The following is a 26,713-nucleotide window of genomic DNA, read 5'->3' on the forward strand; positions in this document are numbered from 1 at the left end:
GAATAACAATGCAGCAACTGAATCCATCTGAGATCAGCGAGATTCTCAAGAAGCGCATCGAAAAACTTGATGTGTCTTCTGAAGCCCGTAATGAGGGCACAATCGTAAGTGTATCTGATGGTATCATCCTGATTCACGGTCTAGCCGATGTAATGTACGGCGAAATGATCGAGTTCCCAGGTGGTATCTACGGTATGGCGTTAAACCTAGAGCGTGACTCTGTAGGTGCCGTCGTACTGGGTGACTATCAAGGTCTGGTAGAGGGCATGACTGCTCGCTGCACAGGTCGTATTTTAGAAGTTCCGGTTGGACCTGAACTCTTAGGTCGTGTCGTTGACGCATTGGGTAACCCAATCGACGCGAAAGGACCGATCGAGACAAAACTGACCGACGCCGTTGAAAAAGTAGCACCGGGTGTAATTTCCCGTAAATCGGTTGATCAGCCTGTTCAAACAGGTTTGAAAGCAATCGATGCGATGGTTCCGGTGGGTCGTGGTCAGCGTGAGCTGATTATCGGTGACCGCCAAGTTGGTAAATCAGCAATTGCGATCGATGCGATTATCAACCAGAAAGGAACCGGTGTTAAGTGTATCTATGTTGCGATAGGTCAAAAGCAATCGACTATCTCCAACGTAGTGCGCAAGCTCGAAGAGCACGGTGCAATGGATCACACCATTGTTGTAGCTGCAGGTGCTTCAGATCCAGCGTCAATGCTGTTCTTGGCTCCTTATGCTGGCTGCTCTATGGGCGAATACTTCCGTGACCGTGGTGAAGATGCGTTGATCATCTATGATGACTTAACCAAACAAGCTTGGGCATATCGTCAGATTTCCTTGTTGCTACGTCGTCCACCCGGACGTGAAGCATACCCAGGTGACGTATTCTATCTTCACTCTCGTCTACTTGAGCGTGCTGCTCGTGTTAACGCAGATTATGTTGAAAACTTTACCAAGGGTGAAGTGAAAGGTAAGACAGGTTCGTTAACGGCGTTGCCGATTATCGAAACTCAAGGCGGTGACGTGTCTGCCTTCGTTCCAACCAACGTAATTTCGATTACGGATGGTCAGATATTCCTTGAATCAGACCTGTTCAACTCGGGTGTTCGTCCTGCGATCAACGCAGGTTTGTCCGTATCCCGTGTAGGTGGTGCTGCTCAGACTAAGATCATCAAGAAATTAGGTGGTGGTGTACGTCTGGCATTAGCGCAGTACCGTGAATTGGCGGCATTCGCTCAGTTTGCATCTGACTTGGATGATGCGACACGTGCTCAGCTTGAGCATGGTCAGCGCGTAACCGAGTTAATGAAACAAGCGCAGTACTCACCTATGTCTGTTGCAGAAATGGGTCTTAGCTTGTTCGCAGCGAACGAAGGCTATCTAAAAGACGTTGATTTGAACAAAATCGGTGCATTTGAAACAGCTTTGATTGCTTTCTTCAACAGCGAATTTGCTGATCTGATGAAGTCAATCAATCAGTCCGGCGACTATAACGACGAGATTGCTGCTAAGTTCAAGGCAGGGATTGAGAAGTTCAAATCTACCCAAACTTGGTAAGCACTTTGTTGAAGTAACTTGCAACGAAGTAATGCGGTCTGTAAACCAAGGTTTACAGACCCTACACTGAGTGAGGAATAGAGGCGGAACTATGGCAGTCGGAAAAGAAATTAAGACACAGATTGCGAGTATTGGTAGTACGCGCAAAATTACCAGTGCCATGGAAATGGTGGCTGCGTCTAAAATGCGCAAAGCCCAAGATCGTATGCGATCCTCCCGCCCGTATGCCCTAGGCATCAAAGGTGTTATTCAGCACGTTGCCAAAGCAAATCCTGAATATAACCACCTTTACATGCAAGAGCGTGAAGTGAAACGCGTTGGTTTTATCGTCGTTTCGTCTGATCGTGGTTTGTGTGGCGGCTTGAACGTAAACGTGTTCAAGAAAGCTGTTATTGCTATGAAAGAGTTCCATGAGCAGAAAGTCGAAATCGACATCTGTGCACTGGGCAACAAAGCCATTACTTTCTTCAAAAACTATGGGGGCAATGTTATTGCTGCCAAAGGTCATTTAGGCGACTCACCTGAACTTGCAGATCTGATTGGATCTGTAAAAGTGATGCTCAACGCCTTTGAAGAAGGAAAAATTGACAAGATCTTCATAGTATCGAATGAATTTGTTAACACGATGACACAACAACCCGTCGTCGAACAAGTTCTTCCAGCGCGGGCAGACGATAACGGAAATGAACAACTGAACCGTAGTTGGGATTATCTGTATGAGCCAGATGCAAAAGAGCTGCTTGAGGCGCTTTTCATTCGCTATATAGAGTCGGTTGTTTATCAAGCAGTTATTGAAAATATCGCCTGTGAGCAAGCAGCACGTATGCTAGCGATGAAGAATGCAACAGATAATGCCGGTGACCTGATTGATGAGTTGAAGATGGTTTACAACAAAGCTCGTCAGGCAGCGATTACCCAAGAAATTTCTGAAATCGTGAGTGGTGCGGCAGCTGTTTAATGCAGTTCACAGGTTTAAAAGTTAAGAGGATCCGGACATGAGTAGCGGACGTATTGTTCAGATTATCGGTGCGGTTGTCGACGTGGAGTTTCCACGTGACTCTATACCGAAGGTTTATGACGCGTTAAGCGTCACGAAAACCGGTCTGACTCTTGAAGTTCAGCAGCAGCTGGGCGACGGTGTAGTCAGAGCCATTGCGATGGGTCAAACCGAAGGTGTAAGCCGTGGTCTTGACGTCGTCAATTCAGGTGCGCCAATTTCTGTACCTGTAGGTACAGCAACCCTAGGTCGCATCATGGATGTTTTGGGTAACCCAATTGATGAAGCGGGCCCAATCGGTGAAGAAGAGCGTATGCCTATTCACCGTAAAGCACCTTCCTACGCTGATCAAGCAGCTTCTAACGAGCTGTTAGAAACCGGTATCAAGGTTATTGACCTTGTTTGTCCATTCGCTAAGGGTGGTAAAGTCGGTCTGTTCGGTGGTGCGGGTGTAGGTAAAACCGTTAACATGATGGAATTGATCCGTAACATCGCGATCGAGCACTCAGGTTTCTCTGTGTTCGCGGGTGTGGGTGAGCGTACTCGTGAGGGTAACGACTTCTACTACGAGATGAAAGAATCCAACGTATTGGATAAAGTATCTCTCGTATACGGTCAGATGAACGAGCCACCAGGAAACCGTTTGCGTGTTGCGCTAACAGGTTTGACCATGGCTGAAAAATTCCGTGACGAAGGTCGTGACGTACTGTTGTTCGTTGACAACATCTACCGTTACACCTTGGCCGGTACTGAAGTATCTGCGCTTTTAGGTCGTATGCCATCTGCGGTAGGTTATCAGCCTACACTGGCAGAAGAAATGGGTGTACTGCAAGAGCGTATTACCTCAACTAAAGTGGGCTCTATCACCTCTATCCAAGCGGTATACGTACCTGCGGATGACTTGACTGACCCATCTCCAGCGACCACCTTCTCTCACTTGGATGCGACCGTTGTATTGTCACGTCAAATTGCTGAGTTAGGTATCTACCCTGCGGTTGATCCATTGGATTCAACTTCACGTCAGCTGGATCCTTTAGTGATTGGTCAAGAACACTACGATGTTGCACGTAATGTACAGGGTGTTCTTCAGCGTTATAAAGAGCTGAAAGACATCATTGCCATTTTGGGTATGGACGAGCTTTCTGATGAAGATAAGCAAGTTGTATCTCGTGCACGTAAAATTCAGCGTTTCTTATCTCAGCCATTCTTCGTGGCCGAGGTATTTACCGGTTCTCCTGGTAAGTACGTGCCACTAAAAGACACCATCAGCAGCTTTAAAGGTATTTTGGAAGGTGAATACGACCATATGCCTGAGCAAGCTTTCTACATGGTAGGCGGCATCGAAGAAGCGATTGAAAAAGCCAAGAGCATGAAGTAAGTTCTGGCGGAACCTTTTAAGAGGTAATCAACATGGCTGTAACTGTTGAATGCGAAATCGTAAGTGCTGAAGAAGAAATCTTCAGAGGCAAAGTCGAGTTCGTTTCAGTAACAGGAAGCTGGGTGACTTGGGTATTATGCCCGGTCACACTCCGCTATTAACGGAACTGAAACCAGGCCCGATCGAACTGCGTAAAGAAGGCGGTGAGCAGGACATTTTTTATGTCTCTGGTGGCTTTATTGAAATACAGCCTTTCAAGATAACGGTGTTGGCTGATACAGCCCTACACGCGCAGGATCTTGACGAAGCTGCAGCAATGGAAGCTCAGAAACATGCTCAGCATGCCATTTCTGATAAGTCTGGCGAGTTCCAGTACTCACGTGCTGCTACTCAATTGGCTGAAGCGGCTGCGCAATTGCGTACTTTACAGCAGATTAAGAAAAAATTGGGTAAGTAAGTCTATAGCGACTGACTACCGGTACAAGAAAAGCAGCTTTCGGGCTGCTTTTTTTTATGCTTAAAAATGCTCTAGGGAGTCAAGAGTCGCATATCGGTGTAAAATATCCCTTTGCGATTATCCCGTCAGGAGAAAAATGGATGAAAACAGACATCGTTATTTTAGCGGCAGGTCAAGGAAGCCGAATGAAATCTGCCCTACCTAAAGTCCTCCATCCCTTGGCTGGAAAACCTTTACTATTCCATGTAATTGACAGTGCTTCACACATAACCGATAGTCAGCTTCACCTTGTCATCGGGCATGGTGCCGATCAGGTTGAATCCGCCATTCGCGATAGCGCAGCAGACGTAAAGCTTGCCGTACAAGCTCAGCAGTTAGGTACAGGCCATGCCGTAGCCCAAGCTCTACCCAACTGTGCGGAAGACTCCATCGTGTTGATTCTCTATGGTGATGTGCCTTTAACCCCAAACACGGTGTTTACATCACTGATTACCGAAGCAAACAAAGGGCAATTGGCTCTGTTAACTGTTACTTTAGATGATCCAACGGGATACGGTCGAATTCTTCGCAATCATAACAATGAAGTCGTTGCGATTGTTGAACAAAAAGATGCCACGCCAGAAGAGTTACAGGTAGAAGAGGTCAATACTGGCATCTTAGCCGTCCATGTGCGATATCTACGGAAATGGTTACCCTTATTGTCGTCTGAAAATGCTCAAGGTGAATACTACCTAACGGATATTATCGCAATGGCGGCTGCAGATGGTGTACCGATTGCAGCGATACAACCTCAGTACGAACAAGAAGTACAAGGCGTGAATACACGTTCGCAATTGGCTCAGCTTGAACGTTGGTATCAACAACAACTCGCAGAGGCCTTGATGGCGTCTGGCGTGACGCTTGCAGATCCGAGCCGCTTTGATCTAAGAGGTAATTTATCCACAGGCACCGATATCTTTATAGATATTAACTGTGTATTTGAAGGTGACGTTGAGATTGCCGAACAGGTCAGCATTGGCCCTAACTGCATGATACGTAATTCACGCATTGGTAAACATACGGTGATTGAAGCCAATACCCATATAGACGGTGCAGAAATCGGTGAGCACGCGCATCTTGGCCCCTTTGCACGCATTAGGCCTGGCACTCAGCTGGGTAAGGCCACCAAGATTGGTAATTTTGTCGAAACTAAAAAAGCCGTCTTAGGGCAGGGCAGCAAAGTAAACCATCTGAGTTACATTGGTGATGCTATTATTGGAGAATCGGTGAATATAGGTGCAGGAACCATTACCTGCAACTACGACGGTGTGAATAAGTCGACAACCAAAATTGGTGACAACGTCTTTGTCGGCTCAAACACAGCCTTGGTTGCACCTGTGGATATCTCTGCCAATGCCACGATAGCTGCAGGATCTGTAATTACCAAAACCGTTGAAGAAGGCCAACTTGCCATCGCGCGGGGCCAACAACGTAATATTATCGGTTGGAAACGACCGCAGAAGCGTCAATCTTAAGGAGCAAGCGCATGTGTGGAATAGTAGGAGCTGTTGCAGCTAGACCCGTAGCTGAAATTCTGCTTGAGGGATTACGTCGGCTTGAATATCGCGGCTATGATTCAGCGGGAATGGCCTTGATTGCGGATAAGGATATCCACAGATTAAGACGGGCAGGTAAGGTCTCTGCCTTAGCCGATGCGTTATCCACAGAACCTTGCGCGGGCACACTGGAATAGCACACACGCGTTGGGCAACTCACGGTAAACCGAATGAAGTTAACGCACATCCACACATGTCAGGTGAGCAGCTAGCGGTTGTCCACAATGGCATCATCGAAAACTACGAACCCATCAAAGCTCAGTTGATTGAACAAGGCTACGTGTTTGCGTCGGAGACAGATACCGAAGTCGTGGCACACTTACTGGACCAAGCCATTCAATCCGGTATGTCTTTGAAACAGGCAGTACAAAATACTGTGTCGCAACTGGAAGGCGCGTTTGCCTTAGGAGTTATCCACAAGGACTTTCCTGATCTATTAGTGGCCGCACGAAAAGGTAGCCCTCTCGTCATTGGTGTGGGCATGGGTGAATATTTTATCGCCTCCGATCAGCTTGCCTTATTACCCGTTACCGATCGGTTTATGTTTTTAGAGGACGGTGACATCGCTTTACTGACACAAGATCAAGTTGAAATTGTGGATAAGTCTGGCCAGGACGTACAGCGATCTATTTCAGTGTATGAACATGGCATTAGTGCTGTGGATAAAGGTGAATTTAAACATTTCATGCTGAAAGAGATTTATGAACAGCCTGATGTAATGGCACAGGTGCTTGAAGGACGTATTGCCAACGGGCATGTTCTGGAACAGGCTTTTGGTGTAGATGCCAAGCATGTGTTTGATCAAATCAAGCAAGTTCAAATCGTCGCGTGCGGTACGAGTTATCATGCAGGCATGGTGGCAAAATACTGGTTTGAAGAATTGATTGGTTTGCCTTGTATGGTGGAAGTGGCCAGCGAGTTTCGGTATCGATCCGTGGTGATACGCGAAGGTACCCTGTTGATAACCTTATCCCAATCGGGTGAAACCGCCGACACCCTCGCGGCGTTAAGGGATGTTAAATCGCAAATTCTCGCCAGTTTGAGTATTTGCAACGTACCGGGTAGTTCATTGGTGCGTGAATCGAATCTCTGCTTAATGACCAATGCGGGTCCCGAAATAGGCGTCGCCTCCACGAAAGCCTTTACCTCGCAACTGGTTGCTCTTTTGCTGACCTGTTTGGTGATAGGGCGTCGTCATGGCTTAAGCTCGGAACAAGAAAAGCAGATCGTCACCGATTTGCAAAATTTACCGACCCTTACCCGCACCATTCTCGACCTAGACGAGCCTGTAAAAGCCATGGCTGAAGCCTTTGCAGAGAAGCATCATGCGTTATTCTTAGGGCGTGGCGCACTGTATCCGATTGCCTTGGAAGGAGCGTTAAAGCTAAAAGAGATTTCCTATATTCATGCAGAGGGCTACCCAGCCGGTGAATTAAAACACGGGCCTTTAGCGCTTGTGGATAAAGATATGCCCGTTGTCACCGTTGCCCCGAATAATGAAATGCTGGACAAGCTCAAAGCCAATTTACAGGAAGTACGTGCCAGGGGTGGTGAGCTGTTTGTGTTTGCGGGTTGTGAACAAACATTAAAATCTGAAGAGGGCATGCAAGTCATCGCCCTTCCGGCTTGCAGTAAACTGATGGAGCCGATTGTTTATACGCTGCCTTTACAGCTCCTGTCCTATCACGTCGCGGTGTTAAAAGGGACGGATGTGGATCAGCCGCGTAACTTGGCGAAAAGTGTTACGGTGGAGTAGGAGGATTGGAATATATCTTTTTGATTGTGGGATTTAAATAAAGTAGGTTACTTTTAAATATAGTTGGTAACTTGCAAATAAAGCTGGTAACTTAGCTCCGTATACTTTATGTGTAATGTCGGAGGTACGGAGCTTGACCAGCTTTTCCCTTGACTCTCGTTCACTTAAATGGGTTAAACAAGGTCGCGGAAAGGGGTCAGGAAAAGATTACCAACCCTGGTTGACCGTCAGAGACCTGCCTTCTGCTGGACGATCTCACCGCATCTGGGGATTCCAGACTCAGCGAACCCACCATCTGTTGTCAGACCTAGAGCTGGCGGCGTTCTTTCTGTTTGATTGGAATCCATCTGTCACTGATATCCGGGAGCAATACCCTCTCCGATTAGAAGATACCATTGAGCTTGCAGCGCAAGCGCGTATCCGTCATCCCGAAGTACGAGGACAAATTCAAGTCATGTCCACGGATTTTCTAGTGGACACTAATAAGCCTGAGCTTCCCAGAATGGCTATTCAGGTAAAGACCTCTTCAGATCTTTCTAATTCTAGAACCATCGAAAAACTGGAGCTTGAACGGCGTTATTGGGCGTTAAAGGAAGTTCCATGGTATTTGCTGACAGAAAAACAAATTCCCAAGACCGTCACCAAAAATATTGCCTGGCTGTATCCAGCGCAATTGGTTCTGGATGGAATCGAAGATACTCTGAATATGGCTTCCCTTTACTTGGGTTTCTTTATAAATCATCCGACTTTACTGATTTCTCAAGTTTCGATGATGCTCGATCAAGCCTATTCACTCTCTCCAGGCGAATCCCTGCAAAAGATACGTTCGCTGTTAGCCTTGAGGGTTTTCTTATTCGATATCAGAAAGCCTTGGTCAACGCTGGCTGTAGGGGAATTACAAGCATCTTCAGACATTGATTCATTGAGGAATTATTATGTTGCGAATCAATGATGTTGTGGCATTCGAAGAGGCTCGGTATCGAATTCTTGATGTCTCAGACATTCGATATACATGGATTAATGTTGATTCCGACAAAGCTTTCCCTGAACGGGTTTCCGTGGCAGAAGTGGAAGACTTCATTCTTTCTGAGACGTTAAAAAAAAATTGATGACCCCTATTCCCATCTTGCCGCTCAGCTCCCGGAACACGGCTCAGTAGCACAGCAAATTCGGGACAAGCGAATGGCCGTTATTGAGCCTTTACTACACCAACCGGATATCTATTATCGCAGTGGTCGAGGCGCACTGGTTCAGCAGGTTGTGAATGAATCTGGAACAGCTAAAAAAACACTATATGCTTATCTTCGCCAATATTGGCAGCGAGGTTGCATACCGAACGCGCTTTTGCCGGACTACGATAAATCAGGCGGGCGAGGAAAGAAACGCACAGCTTCAGGAAAAAAATTAGGGCGTCCAAGAAGTATAGCACCGGGTACTGGCGCCATTGTAGATACTGGCGTTGAACGCATGTTTCGCATTGTGCTTGATCGCCACTATCTGACGGAGAAGAATCATTCTTTACCCTATGCTCATCGACGCTTCGAAGACATGTTTGAAACGGCTCATCCCGATGTACCGAAAGAGAACTTCCCGACAGTTGCTCAACTACGCTATTTCTACGAGCGGGAATATGTCCGGCCTGAACGTATCCGGCTGAGAGCCAATAAAATTGAATATCAAAAGGACATCAGACCGTTACAAGGAACAGCCACAACTGGGGTTCACGGTCCTGGTGCACGGTACGAGATCGACGCGACTATTGCCGATATCTATCTGCTTTCCGCTGACAGACAAAAAATTATTGGCCGACCAACTTTGTACGTGGTTGTCGATGTCTATAGCAGATTGATTGCTGGTTTCTATGTGGGATTTGAAAACCCCTCCTATGTGACGGCTATGTTGGCACTGGTCAACGCCATGATCGATAAATCTCAGATATGCCAGTCTTTCGGTTATGACATCGAGCCAGAGGATTGGCCGTCGATTGGACTGCCGGACGCCATTTTGGCTGATCGTGGTGAGTTGCTGGGCCATCAAATTGAATATCTGGAGCAGGCCTTTGGTGTTCGGATTGAAAATACACCACCTTATCGTGGGGATGCGAAGGGTATCGTTGAGCGGCATTTTCGTACTATTCAAGCAGACTTCAAGCCGTTTGCACCAGGAGTGGTTGCTGGAACCACCATCAAAAAGCGCGGCGGGAAAGATTATCGGTTGGATGCAACACTTACATTGGACGAATTCACTAAAATAATTATCGGCTCTATCCTGCATCGCAACCAGAGTTCGGTATTGGTCAAGTATGACCGCGATCCGGATATGCCGGATATACTCGCACCTGTACCAATTAATATCTGGCAATGGGGTATTCAAAATCGTAGCGGACGGCTACGTAACACATCGGAGTCGGCGCTGAAGCTGGCATTGTTGCCTCGTCAAAAAGTAACGCTTTCCGATTACGGTATTCAATGCTTCGGTGCCTTTTATACCTGTAGGGAGCTGCTGGCGTCTGGCTGGCTCCATAGAACCGGGCAACAGCGACCTGGCCCCTTTATGGCGGCGTATGACCCCGCGGTAACCGACATCATTTATGTCTTCCCAGATGCAACAAAATCAGATTATTGGGAGTGCTCGCTAACAGACCGCTCAAGGGAATTTAGGGGCCGGTCGATGTGGGAGTTATGGGACAGCCAGCAGCAACAACGAAAATCAACAGCAGCAGCTAAATTGAAAGAGAGGGAAAGCAAAAGATCGCTGGAAAATGTGATTCAGGAAACCATCCAAAACGCGGAAAAGTTACGTCCTTCCTACTTTGGTGAATCAAAAACAGGAACTTTGGCTGGCATCAATCAAAACCGACTGGAAGCCCGTGATCAGGAACGCCAGAAACGTCGAGCGGATAACAAGGCTACTGAGCCGAAACCCAAAGCAGATGTCAGGTATTTGACTGATCAGCCCGAAGATGGGGCTTTCCCAGATTTTCTGGATGACCTGTTTGGAGATGATGAATGACGTTACCCAAAGGCATGGTGCAGGCAATTTATAATGATACCGGGATCAGACAGTACCAAGGAAACCCGCTCATTGAAGCTTTGCCGCCGATTCTGGACCGGCGTCAGCTAAAGGACGGGTTATCGGGTCAAATTACGTTTCGCCCAACCGACGTTTATCTTGATGGCCAGACCCGTATTCATGTCATATCTCAATTACTTGATAATTTTTTCCAGCCGCTATCCCGTCACATTGAACTGGAGTCAAAATTATCAGTCATGCTTCGACAAGGGTATGTTGGCAGAAATCTGGCGACAGGCGAACTGAATGCCCATATCCAGAATGGTTATGAGCGTGTCATGCAGGGGGATTTGGCTGTTTTCCGGTTCGAGCATGTGGAATCCACCGCTAAGAGTCTGGCTTTCATCGGTTGTTCTGGTTCAGGCAAGACAAGCTCATTGAACCGTATTCTGGCAACCTATCCCCAGTTGATATATCACGAAGCTTACAACTTCACACAGATCGTTTTCCTTAAAATTGACTGCCCGCATGACGGTTCGTTGAAAAGCCTGTGTCATAACTTCTTTCGGGAAATTGACGCGGTACTCGCCACGAATTACGTACGTCGCTACGTGGAAAAACGACATAGCGTAGAAACCTTGATTGCGGTAATGGCACACATTGCCAACACCCACGCAATTGGACTGTTAGTGATTGATGAAATCCAGCATCTGAGTGTTAAGAATTCAGGTGGTGCCGAGCGCATGCTCAATTTCTTTGTCACACTGGTTAATGAAATTTCGGTCCCGGTTGTCATGGTGGGGACACCAAAGGCCAGATCTGTCTTTGAACTGGATCTGCGGTCCGCTCGTCGTGGTGCAGGTTTTGGTTCAATACTATGGGAGCCTTTAAGCAAACCATCAGGCGAGCAGGAGGTATCCCGTACCGAGTGGGGAGCCTTCACTGGCCGTTTGTGGAAGTATCAATGGCTGACTAAAGCATCCCCTGAAGTGACCGATGAGATTAGATATACTTGGTACGAGCTTTCACAAGGCATTATGGATGTCGTCATCAAGTTGTTTGTTTTGTCACAGATCCGGGCTGTTGTCACCGGCATTGAGCGCATTACCCCCGCCTTGATGCGAAAGGTCTACCAGGATGAGCTAAAACCTATCCACCCCATGATTGATGCGTTACGGTCGGGTGATATGACAAAAATTGCGCGTTACTCAGATCTGACTATCCCCGACGTGGATAGAAAAATACTGGAACTGAGCCACCTGCTGCGTTCCAGCCAGGAACGCATTGATACCGTAGTCAAGTATGGGGGTAATGAACAAGCTGTTCGTTTGCATAATATGCTGGTTGATATGGGGTATGTCTCTGAGCTGCTTGAACCTCTGATCAACAGAGCTTTTGAGGATCATCCAGGCCTTGTGATGAAGGATCTTATGCCGCTGATCCTCTCTTGGTATCAGAGTGCAGAGATAGAAAAGCCAGCGTCATCCACCCCCAAACTTAAGGCGATGAAGAAAGCTGACTGGCATACCTTGGATTCAGAAGACTTGCGCTTTCTATTCTCTCAGTCCGCCAATGAGGAAACCTTCCAGGAATCACTTGGCTGCAACGGCTTGCTTTTTGATGCCCAAGACTGGGTTAATTCCTTTGGGTGATGGCCGTGTTGAACTTTCCTATACCTTACACAGAGGAGTTGATGTATAGCGCCGTGGCAAGAGCGGGTGTCCGGCAAGGGCTGACCAGCCCAAAGCAACTGTTGGATGAGGTCTTCGAATCTCGCAGTATTATCGCAACGATAGACTTACCTAACCATATTGCAACGCTCTCTCGCTGGCTTCCAGAGGAGTTCACACCCGAAAGATTGATCTACAACCATACTTTATTTCCGCTTTACGCACCTTTTGTTCCTGAGGCTCGACGGCTTCAGTGCATGAATTGGTTGTACCAGGGTACTCAGGGTGCCGCTCATCTGGCATTAGGAGTTTCCGCCTCTCGCATTAAATCCCCGCGTTTTGTCAGGTACTGCCCCGGTTGCATAGCCGCTCAACGTGAACAATTTGGTGAGTATTTTTGGCGACGAGAATGGCAGGTTGCCGGAGTGGAATCGTGCCCCGAACACGGTGTGTTGATGGATACGCGGATTGCTCGCCCCCTGATTGAACGTCATCGCTTTATCGCTGCTGCACCTGAACACTGTCATGTGACTAAACAGCAAAAGGGAATGGAAGTATCTGATTGGATAACCACTCAGGTGCGACGGTTGTTAGTTCGGCCGGCGCAAGCGTCCCCCAGTTTTGAGCAATGGACAGAGTATTATCGCAGCCTTGCTTATCGACTGGGTTTTTATCGGGGAAAAGCCCAAGTTGACCACTCGGTGATAAAAAATAAGGTATTAAAGGTGTGGCCTGCCGCTTGGTTAATCCGAAACCGTCTGATGCCTCCCAGTTCCGATATTGATGACTCAGACTGGCTGAAAGCAATCTTCCGCAAGCATCGAAAAAGTTTCAATTATCTTCAGCATATTGTTGTTCATCAGGCATTGCTGGATAAGCAATGGCAGATAGACGATGTGCTTGATGAAGTTAGGCGGAAACCAACACGTAAAACGCCACAACAAGTTAAGGTTGTGATGCAACAGTCGAGCAGTCAAACGCCAGATCAGGAAGCTTGGCTCGAATTGTTGTCATCTCGTCAACCCCTTCAAGCCAGAAAAAAATCACCAGACTTGTATGCCAGGCTCTATCGGAATCATCGCGACTGGCTGTTGGACGTTAACCATCGCTATGCACAAGACAAGGCAAACCATAACGTACCACGTATTGATTGGGACAAACGGGATCGGGAATATCTGCAAGCACTTCGACAACTGGTTACGTTTTTGAATGCAAATAAACAAGGGCCCAGGCGCTCAAGAACCTACTACCTTAAGTTGCTTGGCAATCTCTCAACCCTTGAGAAAAACCTCCATCAAATGCCATGTACATCGGCATTTTTGGTGGCTAATTCGGAAAGCGTTCCCCAGTACCAGATCCGACGCTTGCAAAATGCCTATGACGATTTACGGGTTCTCTTTGACTCGCCGCCAAGGTGGCGATTGTTGCGAAACGCCGGATTGAGTGAAGAACGAATGATGGAGCCTGCCAGGCAGTATTTGGAAAATTTAGTGGATACGGAACATGAAGTTCAAAGGTGTAGAAAATAACAGTGTTATCCGGGAGATTGGCTCTTTATTTCGCCGCCATGATGGCCCTGATTGGCACATTAATGTCAAACTGGCACCAGGCCAAAAGAAACAATATTTTGGTGTCTCTCAAATTCCGGTCTTAGCAAGACGCAGGGTGGTCAATGCAAGCGAACAACCACGCCCTGCCGGATTCCAGTCCCGTATTGTGATAGAAAATACTCGTCATTGGCGTACTGAACCTATCGAAGCCTGTCCAATTCCGGTGGTAAATCGGCAGGATGATGGACAGCAATGGTGCTTTAATTTTGAATTTGGTGGAACGCAGTATTATCTTCCTCAGCTCGAATTAGCGCGAGTGCTGTTCTTCCACCACGCCTATATAACGCGTTTAGCTTTGATCCCCAACGGACTCTCTCAGGAGTTTGATGTCCAGCGCTCAGATAAGTTGAGCAAGGCGCTCGTCAATATTCTGCCAACCTGCACTCTGCCGCTGTACGTCAGAGGTGACTATGCATTAAGACGGTTGTTAGCCTGGATATTGCTGGATGAGGAAGCTAAGCTGTCTTTTGAAAGTGTTGCCCGCTACCAACTTCAAAACGGTTATGACACAGACAAGTACCGTCTGTGGCGTTTTCAATTTGAACCACCACCGCTCGCAGGTGTTGAGCTGACACTTCGTGGTCATTACGATCAGGAACGAAAAGCATTTTTTGTGTATGAGATTTATGGTGTTTCTAATCTAACCGGTGATTGTCCCGCCTATGTCGATTTTGTCGATCCCCGATTCGCTGAGAGGCGAGCAGGCCAGGGGTATGCTGTTCGACCGGGCCCGCAATCCGGCCCAGAATTGGAAATTGATGACGAACAAGAGCCAGATACTGATCAAACAGAAATCCGGATTGAAACGCCAGCCGTCGCATTTGAGTTTGCTAATCCCATTCGGACAACTCGCATAGGTAAGGGAAAAGGACAGACTGGCTGTTTGGGCCAGGAGGGCGACTCGTCAGACTCTCCAGAAAATACTGGCTTTGAAGTAAGTACGGATGAGGCCAGTACTCACGGTACATTACCTTCAGCAGATTATGATGGCATGGAAGACAAGAGCGACGACGCACATCTCTATGCGGATAAATTTGAAGCCTTTAACGCTATGGTGCTGCAATTGGTTGGCATGTCGGGTTACCGCCACATCCACAGGGAAATCCGAAAGCTTCCCACTATTGATGGTTACTCCAAACACTTGCTTGCAGATGGTAACCCACGTTGTCTGGCTTTTCATCGAATTGAAAAGGATGGTCAAGAGTACGCATTGATAGAAGTGGATACTTCCGATAATAAGAACAGACTATCGACACTCCTGTTGAAGCCGCATGTCCAATTTGATTGGGAACGCACTCTTCGAGAGTTGGAAATCAGGTTATTAAAAAAATCACTGGCATGGCCTACAACGCTAATCAAAAAGCTCTTTAGTGATAGATATAAGCGTGTGCCTCATCCAAAATCATCATCTGAAAATAAAGGATTCCTTGAAAATGAGTCAATTAAACATTGGGCTGAGCGAGTTTATAAGGAGATTAGATTATCGTAACATAACCGTTTTAACAATATAGCAGTCGAGAAACTTATTATCCTGGACTATGATAGCTACTCAAGGCAAAGCTCTTTACTTGAGCTGAGCGAAATCACATCCGTTGTTCTGTTTGGCTTGGCATTTAATTGAATAAAAAAGGAAATTTTTTAAAACACATTTTATTGCGACAATACTGTTTGATTCCGCCCATTGTTCTTTGCCTCGTAAAGTGCGCTGTCTGCTTGTCGGATAAACATTTCCATAACTATTTCGGTTGTATTGGCACTGCTTTTATTTAATGGCAAGGCTGATATCCCCAAGCTTATAGTCCATTTAACAATTTCTCCCGCATCACCAGCCACGGATATATCCTCAACGTGCTTTCGAATCCGCTCTGCAAGATTTTCTGCATCAGTTATATTGGTATCAGGTAAAATAATCGCGAACTCTTCCCCACCAAGTCTAGCAACGAGGTCAGTTGCTCTTGACTGTTTTACACATAAATCTGCAAGCGCGCAGATAACGCGATCTCCGGTAGGGTGACCAAAAGTATCATTGATGCTTTTAAAATGGTCTATATCGAGTAAGATTAGAGAGCACTCAACTCCCGAGCGAGCACTTCGAGTTGTCGCTGATTTAAGTAGGTTATCGAAGTGACGCCGGTTTGCAACACCTGTTAGCGGATCTGTTTGGGAGGACTTCTCTAAAGCGAGTTGAAGGTTGTAACGATGATAATAACTCCATGAAAAAACGAGCATAATGAATAAAGTTGAAACGCTCGATTGCACTGAAATCTGAAAATAAGCGTTTTGTATCAACTCATCCAGTACGCCATGGTTTTCGGTTAGAAAAACATAGGAAAGAGCAACAGTAAGAAAAAAAATCTGAATGTAGATTGAGAAGCCGATGAGAACAAAAAAGATAAAAAAGGGATAGAGTGCCACATTACTCACTGTTGTCACTAAGTCTTCGCCAGTATGCTCTATTATTCTTATACCGAGATACGCAGAAAAAACCAGCGTCACTAAAATTATTGCCGTAACTAATTTCAAACTACTTGATTTTAAAATGATCCAAGCAGGTATAACTAATAAAATAAAGTAAAGTCTCAGCTGCAATAACTCACTCTTTATTTCAGGATGCGATTTGTAATCAAAAACACCCTCGGCAAGCCCCAAAGGAATGAGTATCAGTAAAATCGCTACTGTATATAACCGATGGTCGTTAAATTTCTTATTTAAATAATCACTGCTAAGTTCGAGCCTGCTCAACTGAACTATTGCGGTCAAAGCATTCTCGTTTTTATAAAACATCATTTATATCCAAACTTCAGTGAAAATTCTTGAGAACGCTTTAAAAGCGTTTTTCGTTGTGATGAAAAAATTTACTGGCCTGCGGTAAGAGTATAGCTGAGATATCCTGAATAAGAGTGTGTCCAAGTTTATTAGGGGTAGTGTTCAAGAGACTATAAAATCTTCTTTGTCATTGGTAATAACTCGTTTTCGACTGGCTATAGATGCTAACGTATTGGTAATTTGAACAGTTTTCGTGATTGGCAATAATGAAATATGTGACTGACGTGAGACTTGATGCCTTAGTAGCTGAAACAATTGCTGCTATTAACACCGCACGTTTTACGCCCGCCCTAATGCGTCTCCTGAATGCGATATGTCACTATGACAATGCCGTTGTCCTCGGATATGGTGCCGGTAAGCATCCGGTATACTTGTATGACTCACTCGAAACCAGCCGTCATTTGTTGTTCCAGGATTATTTGATGAATAAATTTCAACAGGATCCTTTTTATAATCAGCTTCTGATCAGGCAAGAGGGTGTATTTAACCTGGCTAAACTCATACAAAAGAATGTTCATCATGAATACTTGCGGCAGTTCTATGTACAGACTGGCTGGAAGGATGAATTGTGTATAACTATAAATTTAGATCATGAGCGCAATATCCTGATATTTCTGGGTATTACGGAAGCAGGTGAAAATTTCACAACGACGCATATCGAGCATTTAACGTCAAAATTCTCTGTAATTAAAGCGTTATGTCAACAGCATTGGCGGCATGCTACATTTAGTTTATCTCAGTCGCTACATGAAATTTCCATAAGCCGCATGACTATGAGACGTTACATTGACGAGTCACTAGAGGTATTCGCACAGACATTACTTACCAAACGTGAGCAGCAAGTTGCAAGCCTCTTGGTTCAAGGAGCAGACAGCAGTGAAATCGCGAAGCAGCTCGGCCTGTCTATCGGAACAATAAAAAACTATCGCAAGAGGATTTACACCCAATTACGAGTTAATTCAATCAGTGAGTTGTTTAAGTTATTCCTCAATCATCTGATAACGCACTCGCCAGACTAATTGCAAAAACTATCCCTAAAGGGACATAGAACCAATCCGGTTAACTGTTTAGTGTTGTATTTTTGATTCAACAGAGCAGGGTTGAAAATGAACACTACACTGATAGAAGATTTGGAATGTAGGGGCTTAATTGCCCAAGCGACAGATATCAATGCCATCAAAGCGCTGTTGTGCACACCTCAGGTTGTATACTGTGGCTTTGACCCTACAGCCGGAAGTCTACACATTGGGCATTTAGTACCGTTAATCTTACTCAAGCGATTTCAAGATGCAGGTCATAGGATTATCGTATTGCTTGGTGGGGCTACCGGTCTGATCGGTGATCCAAGTTTTAAAGCGATAGAGCGAAGCCTGAACAGTACGACAACAGTCTCTAACTGGGTAAATGAACTGGCTACTCAAATTCTAGATTTAATGTTGCCTAAATTAAGAGAGCCGCTGACGCTGGTAAACAATGCAGACTGGCTTAACGAGGTTAACGTAATTACATTTTTCCGCGACGTTGGAAAACACTTTTCTATCAATAACATGCTAAACCGGGAATCAGTCAGACAGCGTTTGCAACGCCCCGACCAGGGTATATCTTTTACCGAGTTTAGTTATAGTTTGCTGCAGTCCTATGATTTCGCAGAGTTGAACCGCCGGTTCGGTTGTTGTTTACAGGTTGGTGGTAACGACCAATGGGGAAATATTCTGGGAGGTATCGACTTTACCCGTCGGCGAAATGGCAGTGATGTCTTTGGTTTGACGCTTCCGATCATAACAAAATCAGACGGGACAAAATTTGGTAAATCCGAAACTGGTACGGTGTGGTTAGATGCAGGTAAAACGTCTCCTTATGCTTTCTATCAATTCTGGTTGAATACGCCGGATGCAGACGTTTATCGCTTTTTACATTACTACACCTTTATAAGTTGTGATGAAATTGCACGACTTCAAGCACATGATAAGTCAAGTCAGTCAAAGCCGCAGGCACAACATGTCTTGGCGGAGGAGTTGACTCGTTTCGTCCATGGTGAGGCTGGTTTAGCTAGTGCACAACGGATTAGCAAAGCTTTGTTTCATGGTGAGGTGAATGAGCTGCAATTAAATGAAATAATGCAGTTACAACTTGATGGTCTGCCTACTAAGCAAATTGCAGGATTGAATTTAGTTGACGCCGTTGTTCAGAGTGGTTTGGCAATATCAAAACGTGCAGCTCGCGAACTCATAGCAGAGGGGGCAATTTCCGTGAATGGAAAAAGAGCAAGTACCGCACAATGTCAGCTTGGTTTGCCGCTGTATGAAAAATACTGGCTTCTGCAAAGGGGGAGAAAGCAATTCGTCCTTCTGGCCGCGTAGTGCACATTGATTAATGCCCGGAAGCTTTAATACAAATAAAGCATATGCGACACCGTTACAAACTTGCGGTGTGGGTATACGCCTTAATTTGGCTAGGAGTGAAGTTACCCATTAAGAGTATTGGTAACTTGTAAGTAACGGTAGCCAGCCTTGGAGCCTGTCTCTTATACACAAATCCCCGCTAAGAAATTAGCGGGGATTTTTTTTGGTGCGCCGGGCATGGCGCGCAGCGCCTTGACGGGCGCTATCTGCTGATTGTGGTGATTAGCAGATGACTTGGAGGTGAAAGTCCTCTACACACCGGCAAGGGGAAGTGTTAGCTGAACGGCAAGGGTGTTCACTGTGAGGTGAAATCTGAAGGAAGCTGAAAGCAAAATGCTGGCCTGACGAACAGGAAGCGGTTTAGGCGTTGTAGCAGGGTAAGGTGGCCAATATCGCCAAAGTCCAATACTTGCATGGAATGCTGCAACGTATAACCGACAGGCATAAGCAGGAAGGTCGCGCGAATTACCCTGGGAGGTCTGATAGTCTGCCAAAGTGCTACTAACATCATGAGGTGTTGGGATGGACTACCAGAAGTCAGCCGAAGCCGTAGTAGTGTTGCTAACCAACAGCATGAAGGGCCGAACATGTTTTAACCGTGATTAGGATACTGGTACTCTATGATGATTGATGATGCACAAGCGCAGGAAACTGCGGCCATGGCCAGAGGAAGCGAACAGAATTCGCCGGTGCTGCGTTATGGTGCTGAAATTGACGCGGCGGCCAGTGGGCGAACGAAAACGGAAGTGCCGTTGACGATGGACGCGGTGATAACCCGAGAGAATCTGATGCTGGCCTATCAGCGGGTGGTGGAAAACAAAGGTGCAGCAGGGATTGATAACCTGAGCGTATCGGAGTTGAAACCATGGCTGAAAGCGCACTGGCCAAGTGTCAGAGCAGCGCTGATAGCGGGTCGCTACCTGCCACGACGGATACGCAAAGTGGACATTCCCAAGCCAAACGGCGGGATAAGAACGCTGGGTATCCCGACCGTGGTAGACCGGCTTATCCAGCAAGCGATAGCACAAGTGCTCACACTGAAGGTTGAGCCGGGCTTCTCAATATCCAGCTATGGCTTCAGACCTCACCGCAATGCATGGCAAGCGGTGCGCCAAGCACAGCAGTACATCCAAAGTGGTAAGCGCTGGGCCTATGAGCATCTCGCCAGACTTGGAGGATGGAAAGACACCAAAAGGACAGGTAGAGCATCCGTTAAGGTTTTATGGGAAGGATGGTTCAAACTACAAACCATCCTTGAAGGTTACGATTTAGCCCGCGCTCTAGAGGCTGACTTGTGATCAAGAGACAGGCCTTGGAGCTGGCTACCAGAAAAGCTTCTGTTTTGTGCCATTACATAAAGGGAAGCTGTTTTTCTTCTCCTATTTGAGTGATCCCCAATGACGCCAAAAATCCAAATAGTAACGAACAGACCAGCAGTGACAAGGTAAACCAAAACATAACAACCTTTCTGTTAGCCCCCATGGCAATTGCAAATGCACCAGCGGCATGGATACCAATCAAAAATGGCCCCAGAAAAGCCAAGCCTGGAACACCAAATTTTTCCATAATTACATGTTTACGATCCGTTATGTCGTGGGCAACTTGCTCAGTTTCGGGTTTATTTCGCCAGCGCTTCATAAATAACTTAACTTTTTCACTGGCATAAATTATGGGTAACAGCGAAAGCAAATTTCCGAAAAAGCCTGCAAGTGCAGCGGGAAACCATGGTAACCCAGCAATAACACCCAATGGGACGGCAATCCAAACTTCGAGCACCGGAATTGCCGCCCCCACAAAGACACTGATATAGAGTAATAAGTCATTCATTTAGATTGCCCTTGCTGCTTTTTTTGTGAAGAACAAAACATATAAGCTTGGCACAACGATAAAGGATGCAATGGTGCCTGAAATAAGGCCACCCATTATCACAACGTTAAACGAGCGCCATAGGGGATCATTGGCGATAAGCAAAGGAAGCAGCCCTAAAATAGTAGTTATTTGTGTCAACATAATAGGGCGAAACCGTTGCATTAAAGCCGATTTGAGTGATTCAAGCTCAGATTTTCCTGCGTCTTTCTCGATATCAATTTGTTCGATAATTAGCATAGCATTCGACACAATAATCCCTATTAGGGCGAATATCGCTAAGTTCGCCATAAAATCGAAAGGCAGCCTGAAAATGATCAGTGCTAAAAGTAATCCAATGGCACAGAAGGGGATACTCAGTACGATGATTACTACTTTACGAAACGAGTTGTACTTGTGGATGAATAAAATGATCATCATAAGTACACAAAGTGGTAGGAAAGCAAAAATAGCTTCTGCGGTCACCTCGCTCTCTTCAATCTCTCCGCCAAACTCGATTTGCACTTTGCCGGTATTGCGAACTTGCTCCAACGTTTCTGCGATGTTGGAAACCAACTCTTTAGAGGTCATCGCCGGATTAAGCGCTGTCACCGTAAGGGTTGGCCGTAAGTTTCTCTTTTTCACAATTGACGGATGAAACTCTGTGTCAACGCGAGCAATTTCTGATAAATAAACGGTTTTATCAGAAGATTGTGAGAAAATCTGAATATTATTTAATTGCGACAGTGTCGCGTTATCTGTTGGCATTGCCAGCATAATAGGCAGCAAGAACTCTCCTTCCCGAAGCTCAGATGTACTCTCTCCGAGAGTATTTTTCCTAAGAGCGGAAAAAATGTCTTCTCGTGTGACTCCGGCATAGCTTGCAGCGGCCTGGTCTACATTTACCACTAAGCTGGGGATAGGTTGTTCCCAGTCCTGTTTGATGTTAATGGTTCCATCTACTTTGCTAAGCGCCTCTTGAATCGTTGCAGCAGCCTGTAATAAATCACTATGGTTGTTGCCGATGATTCTAATGGCTGCTTCGCCTGGAGGCGTGGAACCCATGAAAAACGGGTTGATCCCGAGCTTGGCATAGGGGAAAACGGGAGGCATCTCAGCCCTAAGTTGGCTTACAAAGGCCGCAACATTGGTTTCTTTACTAAGATTGATAACAAAGTAAGCGGTATGCGGAGCCGGATCTGGCGGATTCAGGCCCAAGATAAAGCGTGGCCCCCCTTCACTAACATACGCAGTAGCGCCTGTAATCTGGGGAAAACGCTGTTCCTCTGCAAGCCATCGCGTCATTTCTTGTGCAACTTCAGCTGTGCGGTTTGCAGGTGTGCCCGCTGGGAGCTCAAGGGATATTTGCATTTGTGAGCGCTCAGACGGTGGAAAGAATGCCTCTGGAATGGTCGCAGATAAAAATAAGGATAGGAGCAGGCTTGCTGTCGCACCTGCTAAAAATGCTTTTGGCCAGCTAATGACTTTGTCCCAAAAGCGAGACATGATCATCATTAAGCGCGAGAGCTTACTTTGCTCAGAAGTGTTTTTCCCTTTCCTTATAGACCACTGGGCCAAAATCGGCACCAGCATAATGGCAACAAACCAGGAAATGATTAGCATGACGCCAATAACGATGGTTAGCGTCTGCATATAAATCGCAGTGATATTATCGGTGAACATAGGTGGGGCGAATGCCAGGATAACCGTTAGACTAGCAATCAGCATTGGCGTACCCAGTGTCTTTCCGGCGTGTAAGGCTGCTGATTTACCAGACTCACCTTGATTAATACGTTTTGAGATATCCTCAACAATCACCATCGGGTTATCAACCAAGATCCCAAGTGCAATGATAAACGAGGCGATACTAACCTCATTAAGCTCAACACCAAGCACACGTAAAACGACTAATGTCATAATGCCTGTAATGGGGACAGCAAGTCCCACCAATGAACCAGCGCGTAAACCCAGGGCGATAACGGTGACTACAGTTACGACCAGGATCGTTTCCAGAAGGGTTGAAATCATTTTGGATATGACTTGATTAACAACTTCACCTTGGTCGGTAATGATTTTCAATTGAAAGCCAGCGGGTAAATCGTATTCCCACTGCGCTATTTGTGTACGAAGGCGATCATTGAAATCGACCATGTTAACGCCGGGTGTCATATAACCTGCAACAACAATAGCCTGCCCCCCATTTAGATAGGCGGCGGTATTAAGCGGTTGTGCAGTTGTCCTTATTACATCAGCTAGCGTATCAAGTGGTAACTGGCTGCCGTCCGGCAGCACAATAGGTATCGCTTTAATATCGTCAATAGAGTTGTAGCCGCCTCTGACATAAATACGACTCTCTTGGTCGCTAAAATTCACTCTGGCAATATCATCAAGCGTATTGTTTTTATGCAATTGCAGGTAGATATCATTAGGCTTGATCGAAAATTTGGACGCAGCAAACGGCTTTAGATTGATAGTCACTTGCTCTTCAGTGACACCATGCAAGGTGACTTTATCCATACCGGGGATATCGTAAAGAAAATCCCGCAGCTCACTGGCTTTATTTCTGAGTTGCTCAAACGTGTGATTGGGGGCACTAAGCGCAACAGTCATTACGGCAACGGCGTCATAACTATCGTTAACAAAAGGCCCAGACACTCCCTCGGGAAGTGAGTTTTGCACATCCTGCATTTTCGCTCTGACTCTGAGCCATGATTGCGCGTAGTCTGGTGTTCCGTCCTTAATCTCCAAAGAGATATGGATCTCTCCAGCACGAATAGACGTCGTGATATTTTTAGTTTCTTCCAGTTCACGCAAAGCACGTTCAACCGGGCGCGCCAACAGCGATTCCGTTTGATAAATATCTAAGCCAGGGTGGTAAGCGGTAATCACAGTGACATTTATCGGTAGTGTGGGCTCTTCCTGCGACGGGTAACTCGGGTATAACGCCAATCCTATGCTCGTAAGCATAAAAAACAGAAAGAGCACTAAACGGCTGTTAGCAAGTGAGAAGCCTGTAATGGACATTAACGCGTCTCCCCTAAAATACGAACCTGTTGACCGTCACTAATAAAGGCTGCTCCGGCTGCTACGTATCTCTCTCCGAGTTCCAACTCAGCATTAATAATGTAGCCTGACGGTTGAATATCGACAATTTGTACAGGTTTTTTACTAACGGTATTGGACTCACCGTTAAAGGAGTAGAGGAAAGCACTGTTACTTGTCGCTTCAACATAAACTGCGCCGTGAGGAACTAATAGGACGTTTTCACTATTCTTCAATCGATAGTTCACTGCGACCACGATACCTGGCGGTAAAAAATGGCCCTCTGGCACTTGTATACGCAGTTTAACCGGCAAGCTCAAACCATTACTTGCGCGCTCTGCAATATGAGACATCTCAGCCTCAAAAGACGCTCCTTGATGACTAATACTGATAACCTGTTCATTTGTAGAACGTAGAGCATTTGCCAAAGCCACAGGGATTGATGATTCGACAATAAGTTGGGCTGAACTGTCGAAAGTAAAAATGACCTGATTCTGAGCCACCTCTTCAAAGGGCTCAATTTGTCTGGTAGAAACAACACCATCATAGGGGGCTTTTATTACTGCTTGCGCTAGTTCTCTTTCTGTAAGTCTGACTCGGCTTTGTGCTTCACGCACAGAGGCTTGAGCGGTTAAAAAAAGCGTTCGTGCGGCTTCCAGGTCTTGCTGTGAAACTGCATTATTTGATTTGAGACGATTAAGCCGTTCATAGTTTGCTTGGTGCTCTTCAAGCGCGATTTGCGCTCTTGAGGCTTCAGAGCGGGCGTTATCGACTGCGAGTTGATAAGGCTCAAGATCTAGTGTCGCCATGATATCGCCCGCTTTTAACCGGCTACCAATATCTACCTGCACCTTTTGCACTTTGCCAGGAACGCCAAATGACAGCTGCGCTCTGCTCTCTGTTTGTGTTATTCCAGAAAAGCGAGATTCTTGGTAATGTGCGTTTGCACCGACTTCATTGAGTGTTACCACTCGAATGTTCTGCTTAGTGGGCTCAGGTATACTTTCACTACTGCAACCCTGGAATAAGACAAGCAGGCTAACCAATGCGCACTTACTGAATTTCTTTAATAACATAACTGATCGTTCGAGTATATAAAGTGGCGAACTCATAACAAACCCTCTTGAGGTATGGCTTAAATATTAATTACTTTTTTGGTGTAAGAAGGGTCTGAACAAGCTGACGTAAAAGCTCCCGCGAATACTCAATATCCGCAGTCGCTATTTGGCAGGACAAACCATCAATGTAGGCAAAGATATAGTGGGTTATCTGCTCGGGTGTGAGCAAATAGCTTGCCTCATCTTTATCCTGTAATTTCTTAATCATGGCACAACAGGTGTCAAAGAGCTCTTGACCTGAATCTTGCACCGCTTTCTTAATTTCTGGGTTTCTGGATGACTCTGCGAGGATCTCCAGATACATAATAGTCCCTGTTTTATCGCCTGTGAGATAGGCCTCTTGCTCCAAAGCATCCATGAAATCACTAGCGCTCTCAATTCTTCTCAAAGCATCGAGATCTCTGGAAGAATAGCGTTTAGCGATTTCCAGAATGAGTTCATTTTTTGAGGCGAAGTATTGATAGAGGCTTGCCTGGCTGACTTTTGCAACACGAGAAATCTCCGCCATGCCAGCGCCATGAAAGCCCTTTTTAACAAAGCATTGGACGGCAGCATCAAGGATAGCTTCGATTTTGGCCTCTCGAGCCGCGTAATTCACTGGACGACCTAAATTAGACATAAAAGTACCACTTATTTTAGTGAGTGGTCAATCATATAAATGGCGGTGATTCTTGTCAACTGATATCGGGTGACGTAGAAGTGGATTTTTCTGAATGTTACTATCTTTATTATTTTTATAAAAATAGCTTTAGGGTTTTACGGGTAATCTGTTACCAACTTTATTAATTTGCAAAGGCTATTATCTTATTGATTAATAGGCCTCGGAGAGTAGTAAGTTCCCAACTTTATTTGATTGCCACATTGATGTGGGAGAGTAATAAAGTTTCCTACTGAATATGGAAGAAAAGCCAGTTATTGTTACTGGCTTTTTTATTCTTAGTCTGCAACGCTATATAGGGCTGCTCAGAAAATGGTAAGTGTTACCTAACGGTTAGGCTAATGAAAAGAGCTTAGTAGGGCCTCCAATGGATCTGATCATCATCGGCATCGTCGCGCTTTTGGCATCGGGATTAACATTCTTCTCTGGTTTTGGCGTTGGCACGATACTACTACCCGTATTTGCTATATTTTTCCCAGTGCCGATTGCTGTTGCCGCCACTGCAGTTGTGCATTTTAGCAACAATCTCTTCAAGCTAAGCTTGATGTTCCGACAAGCAAACTGGTCGGTTGTAGCAAAGTTCAGTGCTCCTGCTGCAATTGCCGCTTTTTTTGGTGCGGCTTCGTTAACCTTCTTTAGTCAATTGGCCCCTCTTTGGCAGTACAGCATCTCAGGTATGAGCTTTGAGATCACTGCCGTAAAAGCGGTAATTGGCAGCCTGATAGTATTGTTTGCCTTGCTTGAATTCTCTTCACGCTTCCAGGACTTAGCATTTCCAACTCGTTGGTTACCCA

The 26,713-nt window shown here is 45.9% G+C and carries 18 protein-coding genes and 3 pseudogenes; 16 read left to right on the top strand and 5 right to left on the bottom strand.

Annotation, left to right across the window (positions count from 1 at the left end; genetic code table 11):
• The first annotated feature begins 8 nt into the window (after nucleotides 1-8).
• From atpA to D791_RS13900, 12 genes and pseudogenes are all read left to right on the top strand, one after another.
• Nucleotides 9-1,553: a F0F1 ATP synthase subunit alpha gene (gene atpA, locus D791_RS13850; RefSeq protein WP_036512813.1), complete on the top strand. Its 1,545-nt coding sequence runs from the start codon at nucleotides 9-11 to the stop codon at nucleotides 1,551-1,553.
• A 91-nt stretch (nucleotides 1,554-1,644) separates the two neighbouring features.
• Nucleotides 1,645-2,511 carry a F0F1 ATP synthase subunit gamma gene (gene atpG, locus D791_RS13855; protein ID WP_036512816.1) on the top strand — a complete coding sequence of 289 codons (867 nt, stop codon included), beginning with the start codon at nucleotides 1,645-1,647 and terminating at the stop codon, nucleotides 2,509-2,511.
• A 37-nt stretch (nucleotides 2,512-2,548) separates the two neighbouring features.
• Complete coding sequence (gene atpD / locus D791_RS13860; protein WP_036512819.1) at nucleotides 2,549-3,928, top strand: F0F1 ATP synthase subunit beta; 1,380 nt, start codon at nucleotides 2,549-2,551, stop codon at nucleotides 3,926-3,928.
• 32 nt (nucleotides 3,929-3,960) lie between these two features.
• Nucleotides 3,961-4,385 (top strand): annotated as a pseudogene (locus D791_RS13865) (F0F1 ATP synthase subunit epsilon).
• A gap of 140 nt (nucleotides 4,386-4,525) precedes the next feature.
• On the top strand, nucleotides 4,526-5,899 hold the full coding sequence (gene glmU, locus D791_RS13870) for a bifunctional UDP-N-acetylglucosamine diphosphorylase/glucosamine-1-phosphate N-acetyltransferase GlmU (protein WP_036512822.1): 1,374 nt from the start codon (nucleotides 4,526-4,528) through the stop codon (nucleotides 5,897-5,899).
• An 11-nt stretch (nucleotides 5,900-5,910) separates the two neighbouring features.
• A pseudogene (gene glmS, locus D791_RS13875) lies at nucleotides 5,911-7,736 on the top strand (glutamine--fructose-6-phosphate transaminase (isomerizing)).
• 133 nt (nucleotides 7,737-7,869) lie between these two features.
• A complete protein-coding gene (locus D791_RS13880; protein WP_014611871.1) occupies nucleotides 7,870-8,688 on the top strand; it encodes a heteromeric transposase endonuclease subunit TnsA in 819 nt (272 codons plus the stop codon).
• On the top strand, nucleotides 8,672-8,845 hold the full coding sequence (locus tag D791_RS20435) for a hypothetical protein (protein ID WP_202806879.1): 174 nt from the start codon (nucleotides 8,672-8,674) through the stop codon (nucleotides 8,843-8,845). Before D791_RS13880 ends, D791_RS20435 begins: the two co-directional genes overlap by 17 nt.
• A gap of 73 nt (nucleotides 8,846-8,918) precedes the next feature.
• Complete coding sequence (locus tag D791_RS13885; RefSeq protein ID WP_202806880.1) at nucleotides 8,919-10,748, top strand: DDE-type integrase/transposase/recombinase; 1,830 nt, start codon at nucleotides 8,919-8,921, stop codon at nucleotides 10,746-10,748.
• The gene (locus D791_RS13890) at nucleotides 10,745-12,400 is read left to right on the top strand and encodes an AAA family ATPase (RefSeq protein ID WP_014611869.1); all 1,656 of its coding nucleotides are present in this window, start codon (nucleotides 10,745-10,747) and stop codon (nucleotides 12,398-12,400) included. Before D791_RS13885 ends, D791_RS13890 begins: the two co-directional genes overlap by 4 nt.
• A 5-nt stretch (nucleotides 12,401-12,405) precedes the next feature.
• A complete protein-coding gene (locus D791_RS13895; RefSeq protein ID WP_157682379.1) occupies nucleotides 12,406-13,947 on the top strand; it encodes a TnsD family Tn7-like transposition protein in 1,542 nt (513 codons plus the stop codon).
• Nucleotides 13,922-15,517 carry a Tn7-like element transposition protein TnsE gene (locus D791_RS13900; RefSeq protein WP_014611867.1) on the top strand — a complete coding sequence of 532 codons (1,596 nt, stop codon included), beginning with the start codon at nucleotides 13,922-13,924 and terminating at the stop codon, nucleotides 15,515-15,517. The genes D791_RS13895 and D791_RS13900 overlap by 26 nt, the downstream gene beginning before the upstream one ends.
• 161 nt (nucleotides 15,518-15,678) lie before the next feature.
• On the opposite strand, the gene D791_RS13905 is transcribed toward D791_RS13900, so the two are convergent.
• A complete protein-coding gene (locus D791_RS13905) occupies nucleotides 15,679-16,815 on the bottom strand; it encodes a GGDEF domain-containing protein (RefSeq protein ID WP_036512839.1) in 1,137 nt (378 codons plus the stop codon).
• A 263-nt stretch (nucleotides 16,816-17,078) separates the two neighbouring features.
• Between D791_RS13905 and D791_RS13910 the strand changes: the two genes are divergently transcribed.
• The 3 genes and pseudogenes from D791_RS13910 to D791_RS22055 all read left to right on the top strand — a co-directional run.
• Nucleotides 17,079-17,873, top strand: a complete 795-nt coding sequence (locus tag D791_RS13910; protein WP_157682381.1) for a helix-turn-helix transcriptional regulator — start codon at nucleotides 17,079-17,081, stop codon at nucleotides 17,871-17,873.
• A gap of 87 nt (nucleotides 17,874-17,960) precedes the next feature.
• On the top strand, nucleotides 17,961-19,214 hold the full coding sequence (gene tyrS / locus D791_RS13915; protein WP_014611864.1) for a tyrosine--tRNA ligase: 1,254 nt from the start codon (nucleotides 17,961-17,963) through the stop codon (nucleotides 19,212-19,214).
• A gap of 1,184 nt (nucleotides 19,215-20,398) precedes the next feature.
• A pseudogene (locus D791_RS22055) lies at nucleotides 20,399-20,554 on the top strand (IS4 family transposase); the annotation flags it as partial.
• Nucleotides 20,555-20,606: 52 nt separating this feature from the next.
• Here the strand turns inward: D791_RS22055 and D791_RS13925 are convergent.
• The 4 genes from D791_RS13925 to D791_RS19145 are packed head-to-tail and all read right to left on the bottom strand — an operon-like array spanning nucleotide 20,607 to nucleotide 25,880.
• Nucleotides 20,607-21,083, bottom strand: coding sequence for a small multi-drug export protein (locus D791_RS13925; protein ID WP_014611862.1), 477 nt, complete (start codon nucleotides 21,081-21,083; stop codon nucleotides 20,607-20,609).
• A complete protein-coding gene (locus D791_RS13930) occupies nucleotides 21,084-24,125 on the bottom strand; it encodes an efflux RND transporter permease subunit (protein ID WP_036512847.1) in 3,042 nt (1,013 codons plus the stop codon). It lies immediately after the preceding gene.
• A complete protein-coding gene (locus tag D791_RS13935) occupies nucleotides 24,125-25,255 on the bottom strand; it encodes an efflux RND transporter periplasmic adaptor subunit (protein WP_081763881.1) in 1,131 nt (376 codons plus the stop codon). The genes D791_RS13930 and D791_RS13935 overlap by 1 nt, the downstream gene beginning before the upstream one ends.
• Before the next feature lie 34 nt (nucleotides 25,256-25,289).
• On the bottom strand, nucleotides 25,290-25,880 hold the full coding sequence (locus tag D791_RS19145) for a TetR/AcrR family transcriptional regulator (RefSeq protein WP_051514543.1): 591 nt from the start codon (nucleotides 25,878-25,880) through the stop codon (nucleotides 25,290-25,292).
• A gap of 406 nt (nucleotides 25,881-26,286) precedes the next feature.
• Between D791_RS19145 and D791_RS13945 the strand changes: the two genes are divergently transcribed.
• Nucleotides 26,287-26,713 (top strand): TSUP family transporter (locus tag D791_RS13945; protein WP_036512853.1); only part of this gene is annotated, 427 nt, incomplete at its 3' end.

The organism is Nitrincola nitratireducens (genome assembly GCF_000585235.1).
GTDB classification, from domain to species: domain Bacteria; phylum Pseudomonadota; class Gammaproteobacteria; order Pseudomonadales; family Balneatricaceae; genus Nitrincola; species Nitrincola alkalisediminis.

Excerpts from the sequence above, each read along its gene's own strand:
- atpG (WP_036512816.1), top strand. The coding sequence starts at position 1,645 with ATGGCAGTCGGAAAAGAAATTAAGACACAGATTGCGAGTATTGGTAGT.
- D791_RS19145 (WP_051514543.1), bottom strand. The coding sequence starts at position 25,880 with ATGTCTAATTTAGGTCGTCCAGTGAATTACGCGGCTCGAGAGGCCAAA.
- atpA (WP_036512813.1), top strand. The coding sequence starts at position 9 with ATGCAGCAACTGAATCCATCTGAGATCAGCGAGATTCTCAAGAAGCGC.
- atpD (WP_036512819.1), top strand. The coding sequence starts at position 2,549 with ATGAGTAGCGGACGTATTGTTCAGATTATCGGTGCGGTTGTCGACGTG.
- D791_RS13925 (WP_014611862.1), bottom strand. The coding sequence starts at position 21,083 with ATGAATGACTTATTACTCTATATCAGTGTCTTTGTGGGGGCGGCAATT.
- tyrS (WP_014611864.1), top strand. The coding sequence starts at position 17,961 with ATGAACACTACACTGATAGAAGATTTGGAATGTAGGGGCTTAATTGCC.
- D791_RS13900 (WP_014611867.1), top strand. The coding sequence starts at position 13,922 with ATGAAGTTCAAAGGTGTAGAAAATAACAGTGTTATCCGGGAGATTGGC.
- D791_RS20435 (WP_202806879.1), top strand. The coding sequence starts at position 8,672 with ATGTTGCGAATCAATGATGTTGTGGCATTCGAAGAGGCTCGGTATCGA.
- D791_RS13935 (WP_081763881.1), bottom strand. The coding sequence starts at position 25,255 with ATGAGTTCGCCACTTTATATACTCGAACGATCAGTTATGTTATTAAAG.
- D791_RS13890 (WP_014611869.1), top strand. The coding sequence starts at position 10,745 with ATGACGTTACCCAAAGGCATGGTGCAGGCAATTTATAATGATACCGGG.
- D791_RS13885 (WP_202806880.1), top strand. The coding sequence starts at position 8,919 with ATGGCCGTTATTGAGCCTTTACTACACCAACCGGATATCTATTATCGC.
- glmU (WP_036512822.1), top strand. The coding sequence starts at position 4,526 with ATGAAAACAGACATCGTTATTTTAGCGGCAGGTCAAGGAAGCCGAATG.
- D791_RS13930 (WP_036512847.1), bottom strand. The coding sequence starts at position 24,125 with ATGTCCATTACAGGCTTCTCACTTGCTAACAGCCGTTTAGTGCTCTTT.
- D791_RS13905 (WP_036512839.1), bottom strand. The coding sequence starts at position 16,815 with ATGATGTTTTATAAAAACGAGAATGCTTTGACCGCAATAGTTCAGTTG.